At 64.6% G+C, this 13,276-nt stretch carries 10 protein-coding genes; 5 read left to right on the top strand and 5 right to left on the bottom strand.

The window, feature by feature from the left end; translation table 11 throughout:
• Nucleotides 1-2: 2 nt before the first annotated feature.
• The 4 genes from FAY22_RS03890 to FAY22_RS03905 form a co-directional block, all read right to left on the bottom strand.
• Complete coding sequence (locus FAY22_RS03890; RefSeq protein WP_146328998.1) at nt 3-1,307, bottom strand: acyl-protein synthetase; 1,305 nt, start codon at nt 1,305-1,307, stop codon at nt 3-5.
• Between the two features lie 147 nt (nt 1,308-1,454).
• Nucleotides 1,455-2,609 carry a 6-bladed beta-propeller gene (locus tag FAY22_RS03895; RefSeq protein ID WP_146328999.1) on the bottom strand — a complete coding sequence of 385 codons (1,155 nt, stop codon included), beginning with the start codon at nt 2,607-2,609 and terminating at the stop codon, nt 1,455-1,457.
• Between the two features lie 13 nt (nt 2,610-2,622).
• Nucleotides 2,623-3,060, bottom strand: a complete 438-nt coding sequence (locus tag FAY22_RS03900) for a hypothetical protein (RefSeq protein ID WP_146329000.1) — start codon at nt 3,058-3,060, stop codon at nt 2,623-2,625.
• A gap of 415 nt (nt 3,061-3,475) precedes the next feature.
• Entirely contained in the window at nt 3,476-6,970 is a 3,495-nt protein-coding gene (locus tag FAY22_RS03905) for a PAS domain S-box protein (protein ID WP_168204763.1), read from the bottom strand.
• Between the two features lie 335 nt (nt 6,971-7,305).
• Here FAY22_RS03905 and FAY22_RS03910 point away from each other — a divergent pair, with 335 nt between their 5' ends.
• A complete protein-coding gene (locus FAY22_RS03910) occupies nt 7,306-9,108 on the top strand; it encodes an SLC13 family permease (RefSeq protein WP_146329002.1) in 1,803 nt (600 codons plus the stop codon).
• Nucleotides 9,109-9,272: 164 nt separating this feature from the next.
• Entirely contained in the window at nt 9,273-9,623 is a 351-nt protein-coding gene (locus tag FAY22_RS03915) for a hypothetical protein (protein ID WP_146329003.1), read from the top strand.
• A gap of 7 nt (nt 9,624-9,630) precedes the next feature.
• Here the strand turns inward: FAY22_RS03915 and FAY22_RS21925 are convergent, their stop codons facing one another.
• A complete protein-coding gene (locus tag FAY22_RS21925) occupies nt 9,631-10,485 on the bottom strand; it encodes a hypothetical protein (RefSeq protein WP_168204764.1) in 855 nt (284 codons plus the stop codon).
• Nucleotides 10,486-10,817: 332 nt separating this feature from the next.
• Here FAY22_RS21925 and FAY22_RS03930 point away from each other — a divergent pair, with 332 nt between their 5' ends.
• The 3 genes from FAY22_RS03930 to FAY22_RS03940 all read left to right on the top strand — a co-directional run bounded on the left by FAY22_RS03930 (nt 10,818) and on the right by FAY22_RS03940 (nt 13,276).
• Nucleotides 10,818-11,705, top strand: coding sequence for a mechanosensitive ion channel family protein (locus FAY22_RS03930; RefSeq protein ID WP_146329005.1), 888 nt, complete (start codon nt 10,818-10,820; stop codon nt 11,703-11,705).
• Nucleotides 11,706-11,812: 107 nt separating this feature from the next.
• Entirely contained in the window at nt 11,813-12,016 is a 204-nt protein-coding gene (locus FAY22_RS03935; protein WP_146329006.1) for a hypothetical protein, read from the top strand.
• 123 nt (nt 12,017-12,139) lie between these two features.
• A complete protein-coding gene (locus FAY22_RS03940; protein ID WP_246860649.1) occupies nt 12,140-13,276 on the top strand; it encodes a 6-phosphofructokinase in 1,137 nt (378 codons plus the stop codon).

The following is a 13,276-nucleotide window of genomic DNA, read 5'->3' on the forward strand; positions in this document are numbered from 1 at the left end:
CGTTATCTGGTCAGCGCTTCTTCGAGCGCTTGCTCCGGCGTATCCGCGATCGCGGAATCGGCCAGCTCGCCGCACGGGCAGGCCGGCGGCACCATCGGCGTGCGTGGCTTCAGACGCCCCGACTTGAAGCGGATCGAGAAGTTAACGTATGCCTCCAGCATGCGGAAGATGCGCTTGTCGCCCATCGGGCCGACTGTGCGCTCGCTCGGCATCAATGAGACCTTGCCTTGCTCGTCGCGCTGCGCGCGGCCCACGATCTGGAAATTTCCAGAGGCGTCGGTAAAGCCGAGGTTGTCGGTCTGTACCGCCAGTACCGTCGGCAGGTTGGCAGCGTCGTAGTGGCGCAGCAATCCGACCTCGCCCGGCGGTAGCGGCCGCAGGTCGTCGGTGCCGACGGCCACCGTGCGCGCCCACGGCGGGTTGGGGCGCATGCGCTTGCCCGGCATTCCACCCTTGACTGCGCGCCGCAGCGTGTCGTCGAAAAAGCCGGTCGCGCTTTCGGCCATGCCGAGCACGTTCACGCAATGCGAGTAGGGGATGCCGAGCACCTCGTACGCCAGCTTCAGGTAGTCTTCCTGCGTCAGCTCGCCGAAGCGGCCGCGGTAGCCGCCGCCGTCGCCGATGCGGCTGCCGGCCGGCAGATGGAACGACACGCCGCGCTTCTTGCAGGCGTTAAAGAAAAATACGAAGGCCGAGGTGGAACCGATCATCGCCACCGGCACGCCGCTCGCCTCCGACTGGGTCAGCGCCTCGACCAGTGCGGCGACGTCGATGCCGCTGTGGCTGAGCAAAAAGCGGCTGTCGGGCGTACCGAACATCTTGCGCGTCTCGTCCATGCCGACGGCCATGCCCATCGACGGCGCCATTTCAGGACTGGGTGCCAGGATCAGCACGCGGCAGCGCTGGCCTGCGGCGAAATCCGGGAACAGGTAGGCGCCGGTCATGATGCGGTTCGCGTCCAGTACCAGTTCGCGGCCGATTTCGTCGCGGAAGATCTGGCCGCGCACGATGGCCGTGGTTCCGCTGGTCAGGTTCGCCATCATCGCTTCGTCGAACGGGAATGAGGTCACCAGTTCGGTTTTGAAGCTGTCGGTGGGGAAAGCAGGTATGTCGCGCCAGTGCGCGATCTTGCCGGGCCGCGCGCCGAGCGCGTCGCAGAATGCGCGGTACGGCGCGTTGCTGCCGTATTGATAGTTGAAAATGTCGAGCGCGAGCTGATCGAACGGCGCCGGGTCGCCGTCGACGCCGGACGCGAACATGGTGCGGATGCGCAGCGCCAGCTGCGCGCGTTGGGTCTGCGCGTTCATGGCAACCTCCGGTCCGGCGGCATGGTTAACGAATCTTGGCGCAAGCCGCCGCTCGGAATTAGCCGGGATTTCATCGATAGCACTCCATTTCCTTGGCCCGGTGCATCGCCGGGCGATTTCCATCATCTGTTTCCGCGGGACGCGGCACTATTCCTTTGTCGTCGTATTGCCGAGGAACTGGAACACCACGACGCGCGCATTGAGCATGTCTGCGACATAGACTCGCCCCTGCTTGTCGGTCCATACGCCGGTGGGCAGGATGAACTTGTCGTCCTGCATGCCGTTGCCTTTCATCGCGAGCAGCAGCTTGCCCTTGTCGTCATAGGCGAGCAGGTATCCGAAATACGACTCCGCCACATACACGATGCCGGCATCGACCGCGACGCCTTTCGGGCGCGTGAAATTGCCGATATAGACGCCGCGCTCGCCGAAGCCGCTTACGCGCCTGCCTTCCGCATCGAACACCTGGACCCGGTTGTTCAGGGTGTCGCTCACGTACAGGTGATCGTCCGAAAACGACAGGAAAGTCGGCGCGTTGAACAGGCCTTCGCTGTCGCCGGCGCTGCCTATGGTTCGCACCAGCCGGCCGCCGGAGTCAAAGGCCTTGACGTCATGCGCCGCTGCATCGGCCACGTAAAGCAGGCCGCGGTCACGGTCGAAAGCCAGCCCGGCCGGGCGTTTGAGATCGCCCTGTCCGACCACGCCGACCAGCGCACCCTTGCGGTTCAGGCGCAGCACCGCGCCGTACTGGACATCAGACACCGCGATTTCGCCATCCCACGCGATCGCCAGCGCCACCGGGCCGCCGAGACGCACGCGCGGAGCGACTTGTTCCCACACCAGCATTTGTCCATGCTTCGAGTCGTCGTCGTCGGGCGGAGGATTGGGGTCGAACACCACCACGGCGCTGCGTCCGGCATCGACCACATAGATCCGCCCGTCATCGCTGGTCGCTCCGTGCATGGGGCGCTGCAGGAGCAGCGGTTCATTGTTCTCGAACAGGCCGACCAGCCACTTGAACACGTTTTCGGCGATCCGCTTCGGCCCCTGTTCCTCTTCGTCCTGCACGAAGTTCGGCGCGCCGAGCAGTGTGCCGGCGTATCGGTAGCGCGGCTCGTCCGGCGGCGCAGGCAAGTGCACCGCACTACGCTCCGGTTCGGGACGCAAATCGTAGTTGAGCCGGCCGCGCACTAAGCCGTCGCTGGCGCAACCGCAAAGCAGCGCCGCGCACAGCAGGATCAAGGCGCAGGACAGGCGTGCTTGCACACTGGCGTACACCGCGTTGAAACCTGATCGAATCATGCTTGCTATCTGTTCAATGGCTCGCCGTTAAGCTGGCGTCGCGCTTGCCGCTGCTGCTGTCCGGTACGTTTTTCGCATCCGTTGCTTCAACGATCAACATGGCGGCCAGTGAGCCGTCATGGCAGGTCAGGCATATCTTCACTCCGTCCGCGCCGCGTGCCGACGGCGTGGCCGGCTCGACCATGGCCAACTTCGGATACGGCGTGCGCGCCGGAATGCCGCGATGCCATAACGGAGGATGCGGCGGCACGTCATTGCTGCCGTGTCCATGGGCCTCCGGCGGCATGCGGCAGAATGGGCAGCGCGACACATCGCTTGCAGCGCCGCCGCTGCCGGATGCCATGTGCACCTTCGATCTGTCGCAGTACTCCATCAAGGGGGACGCAAGGGCCGGGCCCATCGCCAGGGAGCCCGCCAGCAAAGGTGCTGCCGAATACAACAATCGATGCATGTCGGTCTCTCCCTGTCCTTGAGTGGTCTGCAAAAAGCGCCATGCGAACCATATCGGTCATAGCGGTGCCGGCCAGCTGCGGCAAGCCGATCGGAGCAGGCAGCCAGGGTTCGCACGCGTGACAGCCTAAGTCGTGGCGATCAAGCAATGGGGCAGCATGAATGTACCCACTTGAGCGCGATGGGTATTATCGGGGAGAGCAATACTGTTGCGAGATATGCAATCTGGAATTTTTGAATTTCTTGTTTAGAGTCAACACTGGTTAAGCGACTTCGTGGCTCGCCTATTGCGGCCATATGCGGCGCATGCCCGCCGCTCTTGACTTGAGTCAGGTCGGGTCGCTCAATGCGGTGAAATACTCCCGTGCTCGGGAACGGTATTCCATTTGCGGGAATAACTGCCTGGTAAAGTTCAGCTAGGTGCGCGACGGCAGGCGCGCCAGGAAGGCTTCCAGCTCCGGCAGCGGCAGCGGCCTGGCGAACAGATAGCCTTGCCCTTCGTCACAGGCGGCGTCGCGCAGCAGGTGCAGGATCTCGCCGGTTTCCACGCCTTCGGCCACCACCGACAGCTTCAGCGCGTGCGCCATGTCGACCAGCGCCTTGACGAATTCGAAGCTGCTCAGGCCTTCGGGCTGGTGGTACACGAAGGAGCGGTCGAGTTTCAGGATGTCGAACGGGAAGCGATTGAGGTACGACAGCCCGGAATAGCCGGTGCCGAAATCGTCCACCGACAGCAGCACGCCCAGTTTCTTGAGCCGCTTCATCACGTCGACCGATTCGTCGATGTCCTCGACCAGCGCGCTTTCCGTCAGTTCCAGTTCGAGCATGCCGGCGGGCAGGCCGGCCTTGGCCAGCGCGGCTTCGACCTGCTCGGTCAAGTTGCGGCACTTGAGCTGCCGCGCAGACAGGTTGACCGACACGTGCAGCGGGCGGCCGAACTTGTCCATCAGCCGGCGCGTCTGCAGGCAGGCCTCTTCCAGCACCCACTGGCCGATCGATTCGATCAGCCCGCGATCTTCCGCGATCGGGATGAACTGCATCGGCAGGATGCTGCCCAGCTGTGGATGGTTCCAGCGGATCAGCGCTTCCATGCCGACCACTCCCATCGACTTGAGCTTGACGCGCGGCTGGTAGTGCAGCTCGAATTCGCGGCGTTCCAGCGCGCGCCGCAGCGTGTGCTCCAGCGTCATGCGCGTCTTGGCTTCCACGCTCATCTCGGCTTCGAAGAAGCGGTAGCAGTTGCGCCCGGCGGCCTTGGCGCGGTACATCGCGGTATCCGCGTTCTGGAACAGCAAGTCCCTGCTGCGCGTATCCGCCGCCAGCATGCAGATGCCGATCGAAGCGCTCACGAACACTTCCTGGCCTTCGATGTCGAAGGGCGCGGTGAGCGCGGCCAGCAGGCGTTGCGCGATGGCCTCCGCCGAAACCTTGCCGTCGGGGCAGTGCGCCGCCACCACGAACTCGTCGCCGCCGAGTCGCGCGATCACATCGCCGGTTCGCGTGTTGCATTGCAGCCGCAGCGCGACCTGGCGCAGCAGTCCGTCGCCCGAGGCGTGCCCCATCGAGTCGTTGACCTGCTTGAAGCCGTCCAGGTCGATGAACATCACCGCCAGCGTCTCGTCGGCCGGGCCGGCTTCCAGCAGCGATTCGACGCGCTGCCCGATCAGCGAGCGGTTGGGCAGGCCGGTGAGCGGGTCGTGGCTGGCCAGTTGCTGCAGGCGGGCTTCGGCCTGCTTGCGTTCGGTGATGTCGGTGACGAACGCGGTCAGCGAGCGCGGGCCGCTTGTGTCCGATTTGGCCGACAGGTTCAGCAGCACGTAGACCGGGCGCCCGTCCTTGTGCCGGATCACCGTCTCCATGGCGTGCCCGGCGCCGCTGGCTGCCAGCCCGGCGGTCAGCGGGCAGCTCGGCAGAAAGCGCTTGATGTCCTTGCCGATGAACTCGTCCTTGGCATAGCCCGATAGGGCGCACAGCGCCGGATTGACGTCTTGCACGATGCCTTCGGCATCGGTCAGGAAGTAGCCGGCCGGCGTTATCTCGAGCATCTCCCGCAGCCGCTGCTCGCTTTCGCGCACCGCCTGCTCGGCCACGCGCCGCGCCGTGATGTCGTGGAAGAACACCGACAAGCCGCCTTCGTGCGGATAGGCGCGCACTTCGACCCAGGCTCCGGTCGGCTCGTACACGGCTTCGAAGGATACCTTTTCGCCCGAGCGCATCGCATGCTGGTAATGCTCGAAGATGGGGGAGTTGCGGATGCCCGGGACGATGTCCCAGATCACCTTGCCGATCGCCGCGTCACGCTCTACGCCGACAAAGACGATCGCCTTACGGTTGGCATAGGTCAGCCGCCAGTTGCGGTCCACCGAGAAGAAGGCGTCGCCGATGCTTTCCAGGATCGTGTTCAGGCGCTGGTTGGCGCGGCGCAGCTTGGCGCGCGTGCGCCGGCGCTCCGTCACGTCGCGCGCAGTGGCGTATGTCAGGCCGCTGTCATCCATGCGGCGCACCGCCCACGACAGATGCACGGCGCTGCCGTCCTTGCGCAGCCAGCAGTTTTCCAGGTCGGGAACGGTGTCACTGGCGTCGCCGATGGCGGCGACCAGCGCTTTGGTTTCTTCCCTGGTGCCGGGCGTGACGAATTCCAGATGATGGCGCCCGGTCAATTCCTCCGGCTCGTAGCCGATGACGCGCTTGACCGCGCGGTTGGCGCGCAGGATCCTGCCGCTTGCGTCGAACAGCACCATGATGTCGGGCGAATGCTCGATGAGCGCCTTGTTTTCCTCGGCCAGCCGCGCCAGTTGCAGCAGCAGTTCCTTTTCCGCGGAGATGTCGCGCCCGATGCCGCGATAGCCCTTGAAGATGCCGTCTTCGTAGACCGGTTCGCCCGAAATGCAGGCGTGGCGCGTGCCGCCGCCAACGGGGTCGCGGACGATGAAGACGAGATTGCGGAACGGTTCGCGCGCGGCGACCCTGCTGCGGTAGGTTTCCAGGTCGGGCTGCTGCGTGCATAGCGCCAGCTCGAAGCCGGTCTTGCCCAGCGCGTATTCCGGCGCGATGCCGAACACGCGCTGCAGGCCGTCGGAAAAGAAGGTGAACCGTTCGGCTTCGTCCATTTCCCAGTACCAGTCCGATGACAGCTGGGTCAGGCTGCGGAAGCGTTCCTCGCTTCTCTTCAGCTCGGCCCTGGCATGGCGCTCGGACGTGATGTCGCGCGACACCGACACCGAACCGGTCTTGGCCTTCGTGACGGCGTCCAGCATGATGCGCGCCTTGGTGCCCATCCAGATATAGTGCCCGTCGCGATGGCGCTTGCGGATTTCGATCAGGCTGCTTTCGGCGCCATCCTGCACCTGCCGCTGGACTTCGCTGCGCACGATATGCCAGTCGTCGGGGTGGACGAAATCGTACACGCTGCGGCCGACGAGGTCGGCCGGCTCCAGGCCCAGCGCCCGCGTGTAGGACGGGGAGACGAACAGGTAGATGCCGTTCCGGTCGCAATGGCTGATCAAGTCCGAGCTGTACTCGGTCATCAGGCGTTGATTCGCCTCGCTCGCGGCCAGGCGCTCGTGCGCCTCGTGCTGCTCCGTGACTTCCAGCACGGTACCGGTATAACCGATGAATTCCCCTGCAGCGTCATGGCGCGGCGCGCCCGAGCCGAGCATCCAGCGGATCCCGCCGTCGCTGCGCACTACGCGGTATTCGCACTGGTATTCGGCGTGCGCCTGCTTGGCCTCGCGGTACACCCGGCGCACGTTCGGCAGGTCGTCGGGATGGATGAAGCGCGCCCAGTCCGACACGCTGAGCGGGACCCCGGCGCCGATCAGGGCGGCGGCGCTCTGGTTCAGGTAGACGAAGTTATCGTCGACGTCCGTCATCCAGACGATCATCCGGCAGGAATCGGCAAGCTGCCACATCGCAGGCGGCGGAGAAGGTTGGCTGCTCGGGGGCGGTGATTCTCGGTGCATTGCGCGAATAACGGGAAAGTACCGCGATCGATATTGCATATGGGAAAGTAAGTCTTTATAGGGGATTTCAGCAAGGGCGTCAACGCGCACGTGTATTCCTGTGGTAACGCCGCGAAAGGCGTCGTTTCGTTGCCCCGAACCAAGCCAGCCCTGCCGCGCCTGCTGGAATGTGATTTGCTTGACTGGATTGCCACATGCCTGTCCAAGCCAGCCGCACATCGGGCCTTGGGGTGGGAGTTTTTTACATGGCCGCAATGGCCTTTCGATAACGCCGGAGCTTGTTCATGCATACGCCGGAGGCGCAGCAGATTATCTTTTTTCTCATCGCCGCGGCAGCGCTCGGCCTGCTCGTGACCGAGTGGCTGCGGGTCGATATCGTCGCCGTGCTGATCATCCTGGCATTGGCCATTAGCGGCATCCTCAAGCCGCAGGATGCCTTTTCGGGGCTGTCCAGCGAGCCTGCGGTGATTGTCGCGGCCATCTTCGTGCTGAGCAGGGCACTGCAGCTGAGCGGGCTGTCGGACATGGTCGCCGGCTGGATCGTGCGGGCGGCGGGCAAGAGAGAGTCGCGCGTGCTGGCGGTCATGATGCTCGGCGTCTCCGCCTTCGCCACGTTTACCGAACACGTCACGCCCACCGCCATCATGATGCCGGCGCTGCTGAAGCTGTCGCGCGAACGCGGCATACCAGCATCAAAATTGCTCATGCCGCTGTCGTTCGCCGCTTCGCTGGGCAGCACGATCGCCCTGATCGGCGCGCCAGCCTTCCTGTTCTCCAGCACGCTGCTCCAGCAGGCGGGCCGGCCCGGCCTTTCGCTGTTCTCGATCACGCCAGTCGGCCTGGCGCTCGCCATCCTCGGCGTGCTGTACGTGTTGCTGATAGGCCGCTTCCTGCTGCCCGCAAACAAGGGACGCGGCTCCGGCAGCGACCTGTTCCAGACCGGGCGCTACCTGGCGGAATTGACGGTGCTGCCGGATTCGGCGCTTGTGGGCGCGCACCTGGAGCAGTTGCGCGGCGCGGGGCTGAGTTCGTTCGAGCTGATCAAGTGGCTGCGCAACGGCGAGTCGCTGCGGCGACCGTTCGGCAAGCAGGTGCTGGAACCGGGCGATACGCTGCTGATCCACCTTACCTCGGACGAACTGGCCACGCTGCGGCAGGAGCCCGACGGCCTCAAGCTCAAGCCGGTCGAACAGTTCGACCGGCCGGGGGCGCAGAGCGAGGGGCCCGGCGAGGAGCTGTCGGCGCACATGGTGCAGGCGGTGGTCATGCCGCGCTCGCAACTGGTTGGCGCCACCATCCGCGAGCTCGGGCTGCAGCGCAAATATGGCGTGGTCGCGTTGGCCGTCTCGCGCGAGGGCACGCCGGCGTCGGAAGAGATCGACCGGGTGCGCCTGCGCGTGGGTGACGTGCTGGTGCTGGAAGGCGACGAGGCTGAAATCCAGGAGCTCACGCGCGACCAGCCGGGGCTGATGCTCGCGCCTTTCCCTGGCCAGCCGCGCCCGCGCAAGGCCCGGGTGGCGGCTGCCATCATGGCGGCCACCATCGGCCTTGCCTCCGCCTCCCTCTTGCCGCTGCCCGTCGTGCTGGTGGCCGGCGCGCTGGCCATGGTGCTGTTTGGCTGCGTCACGGTCAACCAGGCTTACCAGGCGATCGATACCCGCATTTTCGTCTTCATTGCCGGTGCCATCCCGCTGGGGCTGGCAATGCAAAAAACCGGGGCGGCCGAGCGCATCGCCCATCTGCTGCAAGGTGTGATGGGGGGCTGGCCGCCGATGGCGACGCTGTTCGCGCTGTTCGCAGTCGCCGCGCTGGTGACCCAGGTGCTGTCGGATGCGGGCACGCTATCGATTTTCGGGCCGGTCGCCATTGCGCTGGCGCACGCGCTGGGCCGCCCCCCCGAACCCTATGTGCTGGCGATCGCGTTCGCTGCCGTGACCGGTTTCGTGACGCCGATCGCGCACTGGGGCAACCTGCTGGTGTTCGGGCCAGGCAATTACCGCTTCTCGGATTTCGTCAAGGTGGGCACGCCGCTGACTGTACTGATCGGGCTGGTCGTGGCATGGCTGACGCCGATCGTTTTCGCCTGAAATCCCCTGCCGCTGGGCAGGGCGGTGCAAGCCATGCATGCGCGTTTTTTGATTCTCCTGTGGCGCTTTCACATCGTTTGTATTGCGTTTGGGCAACACGAGAGCCGATAATGAAAACGTCCCGCAAGGCTTGCCCAAGAGAGTGTCGCGAAGGAGGTCGGAGCATGAAGAAGATCGTTGTGTTTGCCGTTGCACTGGCATTGTCCGGCATCGCCGGCGCCAAGGACGGGCCGTTCACCGGATACGGCACCCACATATTCTGCCGCGACTACCTCAAGCAGGCGACCCAGCTCGACCACGAGTACAACCTGTTCATCATGGGATTCGTGACCGGCGCCAACTACCTGCGCGCGCGCCAGGTATCGGCCAATTCGGAAGACTTCGTTTACTGGGTGTCGGATTACTGCAAGAAGAACCCGGTCGACAGCCTGCTGCAGGCGGCGATGCGGCTCGACGAATATCTCGGGCAAGGTCAGCGCACCATCATCAAGAGCGCGCTTGCACCGGAGCGCTGAACGCGATTCACCCGGAGAAAAATTCCTGCATCAGGAACGACTGCAGCTCGGCATTGTCGCGCGGCCGGGCCGACAGCGTGAAAACCCGGTCCAGCCGGTGCGATTCCCAGTTGAAATCGCCGCTGTAGTGGGCGCGGATCCATTCGATCATTTTTTGCACGGTTGCCAGTTCCACATCGCCGTCCGGTCCCGCATCCACGTCGATGGTCTGGCTCCAGCGATTGCCTGATACCGGGTTCCAGCCCCGGATCTGGAATTGCGCGGTGCGCACGCCCTTGCGGGTAAGCCGTACATAAACATTTCCCATGCCATTCCTGGCGCCGGCGTTGCGCTGCAGGTCGCGATTGATGTTGGCGAGCGCGATGTCGTTCGTCGATGGCGCACTGTCCGCCGGCATGTCGTTGTCCATTGCGGCGGCGCGGCGCCTTGCGCGGGCGGCGTTAAGCATGCTCATCATATCCATCTCCGGCGGCGCGGCGCGTTCGGCCTGCTGCGGAGGTTCGGTCTGCGCTTCGCGTGGTGCCGCTTTCGGCGGCGCGCTTTTGCTTTTCGCCACCTTTGGCTCGGCTGCCGGCTTCGGCGCCGGCTTGTGCGCCGGTTTCGGTTTCGGGCGTGGCGCTGCGCGAGCCACGGGGGGCGGCGTGGGGTGCGCGGGAGGGGCTGCCGCAGATGGCGGGGGAGCCGGCAGCAGTCGTACCGACAATGGCGAGCGTTGCGCCTCGGAGGCGCGCGGCACCTCCTCGCGCTGATGCATCAACACGAAAAACAGCAGGCCATGAATCAGCAGCGACAGCGCGAAAAACACCGTGATATTTCGCGCGCCGCGAGGATGCATGGCGTTGGAAGCAGCAGGAATTGGCATGCCTTAGTTGTAAAACTGAAAAGATGGCGCTGTCCACCGTATCGCCCGGATTCTACGTCACGGGCGAAATGGCATTTATTTCAAAATGTACGACCCCGCTGGGCGGTCGCAATACCGGGCGCCTTTCTTTGCCGGTTAGACGAGGCGGAAGTAAAAACTTTCCACAAATTCCAGGCTGAACTATTTGCTACCCGACCCATCATAAGCAAAGCTTCTTTTCAGAAATATTGCCTGCTTATTAATAGCTGGGAAATCTTACCGCAGGAATCCGGTGCCCGAGCGCGGCACTTTCTGCGCAATTCACTTCGTTTCGTTACCGGAAAGCTGCACATATGAATAGCACGTATCCGCTGTTTGGCATTCTTGCCGCCTTTGCACAAACAGAGCTGGGGCGCATCATCGCCACCGTCGTCTCGATCAGCATCGCGGCAATCCTGCTGCGCGTGTCGCAAAAGCGCCTGCGTCTGGGTTCGTCCACCATGCTGGACGTCGAACACCGGCGCGGCAACCTGGTCCTGGCGCGCAACCTGATCATCGGCCTGACGCTGGTGGCGGTCGGCTCCATCTGGGCCACCAAGATTGCGGGCGCCGCGCTGTCGCTGGCGGCGGTTGCCGGCGCCGTCCTGATCGTCAGCAAGGAATTCCTGGCCAACGTGCTGGGCTCGGCCATGCTGGCGATCTCGCGGCCATACCGGGTGGGCGACTTCATCGAAATGGGCGACGCCACCGGCCGCGTGCTCGATACCGACCTGATGGTCACCACCATCGCGGAGACGCTGGAAGGGCACCAGCTCACCGGCCGCACCGCCGTGCTGCCCAATTCTCTGCTGCTGGTCAGGCCGGTCAAGAACCTCACCGCCACCGGCGCCTATGTGATCAACCTGCTCAATATCGCCGCCGATCCGGACGACGACTTGCTGGCGATGGAAAAGGCGCTGCTGCGGGCGGCCAGGGACGTCTGCGCGCCTTGGCTGGGCGACGCCGACCGCCACCTGAAACAGCTGGAGTCGCGCGACCTGGTCGACCTGCCATCCGCCGAGCCGCGCGTGCTGCTGCAATTGCATTCGGCGCGCGAGTACACGCTGGCATTGCGTTACTGCTGCCGCCCCAACGACCGGGTGAAGGTGGAGCAGGCTATCCTGCGGGCTTTCCTGAAATACCGCGGTGCGCTGCCGGCCTCTGCTTCCCGTGACAAGCGCATGCTTGCCGAAGCCGCCTGATCCGCCGGCATTCATGGGCGTGATGACGGATATTCACAACGGAAATTAGCTTTCCGAAATGCACGCACCATACTGATAAGCGTCACGCACCACCCTGTACGCCGGACATGTTCAATCAAAACCTCGTCACGCCGTCCGTTGTCTTTCCCGCTGCAGAAGCGGTCGTCCCGGCCGCTGGCCGCGCTAGGGGGGCGGCCCCGGAACACGTGCGGGCGGAGGATATCCGGCTGCTGTACCAGCTTGCCTCCGACTTCGATTCGATCAGCCCGAAACTGGCGGCCCAGCTGCGCGCCATCGCCGGGCGCCACTGACGGCCTGCCATCGCTGCTTCATGCCCGCCCGCGCGTCATTGCCGCCGGCGCGGACATTGACTTGGCCATTGGCGGCGGGGATACTTCGCTCCTGCGGACTGGCATTGCCATCCGCGACTGTCCATGTCCATCCAGACCGAAGGAGCCGCGGTGACCAGCCCGATTCGACGTATTGCCATCAACACCGGCGGCGGTGACGCGCCTGGCCTGAATGCCGTGATCCGGGCGACAGTGATAGCCGCCGGCAACCGTGGCTGGGAGTGCTACGGCATTCGCGACGGCTTCAACGGTATCCTCTGCCCCGAGCGTTATCCAGATGGTGGCGTGGTGCGGCTCACGCCGGAGCGCGTGCGTGGCATCGCGCACCTGGGCGGCACCATCCTGGGCACCACCAACAAGGGCAATCCGCTGCATTTCCCCAAACAGGCGCCGGACGGAACGATCCAGGAAGTGGACCGCTCCGGCGACGTACTGGACTATTTCGCAAAACATGGCTTGGATGCGCTGGTATCGGTCGGCGGCGACGGCTCGCTCACCATCGCCAATGCCCTGCACCAGAAGGGCTTGCGCGTGGTGGGTGTGCCCAAGACCATCGACAACGATCTCGACAAGACCTTCACCACCTTCGGCTTCGACACTGCGGTGGCGTTCGCCACCGAATGCCTGGACCGCCTGCACAGCACCGCCGAGAGCCATCAGCGCGTGATGGTGGTGGAAGTGATGGGCCGCTATGCCGGCTGGATCGCGCTGCATTCGGGAATCGCCGGCGGGGCGCACAGCATCCTGATTCCGGAGATCCCGTTCGATCTCGATCGCGTCGTCGCCAAAATCCAGCGCCGCGATACGCTCGGCCGCATGTATTCGATCGTGGTGGTGGCCGAAGGCGCCGAACCGGTCGACGGCCATCGCGAAATCGTCGCGCCGGCCGAGGTCGGTCATGCCGAGCGCCTGGGCGGCATCGGCGAGCGCGTGGCGCGGGCGCTGCAGGAGCGCACCGGCAAGGATGCGCGGGTGGTCGTGCTCGGCCACCTGCTGCGCGGCGGCAGTCCCACCTCGTTCGACCGGCTGGCCGCGCTGCGCTTCGGCGCGGCGGCGGTGCGCGCGCTGGAAGAAGGGCGCTCGGGCGTGATGGTGTCGCTGGCTTTCCCCAACGTGGTGTATGTCGACCTGGAAGAAGTCGCCGGCCGCATGAAGGGCGTACCGATGGATAGCGATACGCTGCAGACGGCGCGCGATCTGGGCATCTGTTTCGGCGACTGA

Origin of the sequence: Noviherbaspirillum sp. UKPF54, assembly GCF_007874125.1 — a bacterium.
Lineage (GTDB): Bacteria > Pseudomonadota > Gammaproteobacteria > Burkholderiales > Burkholderiaceae_D > Noviherbaspirillum.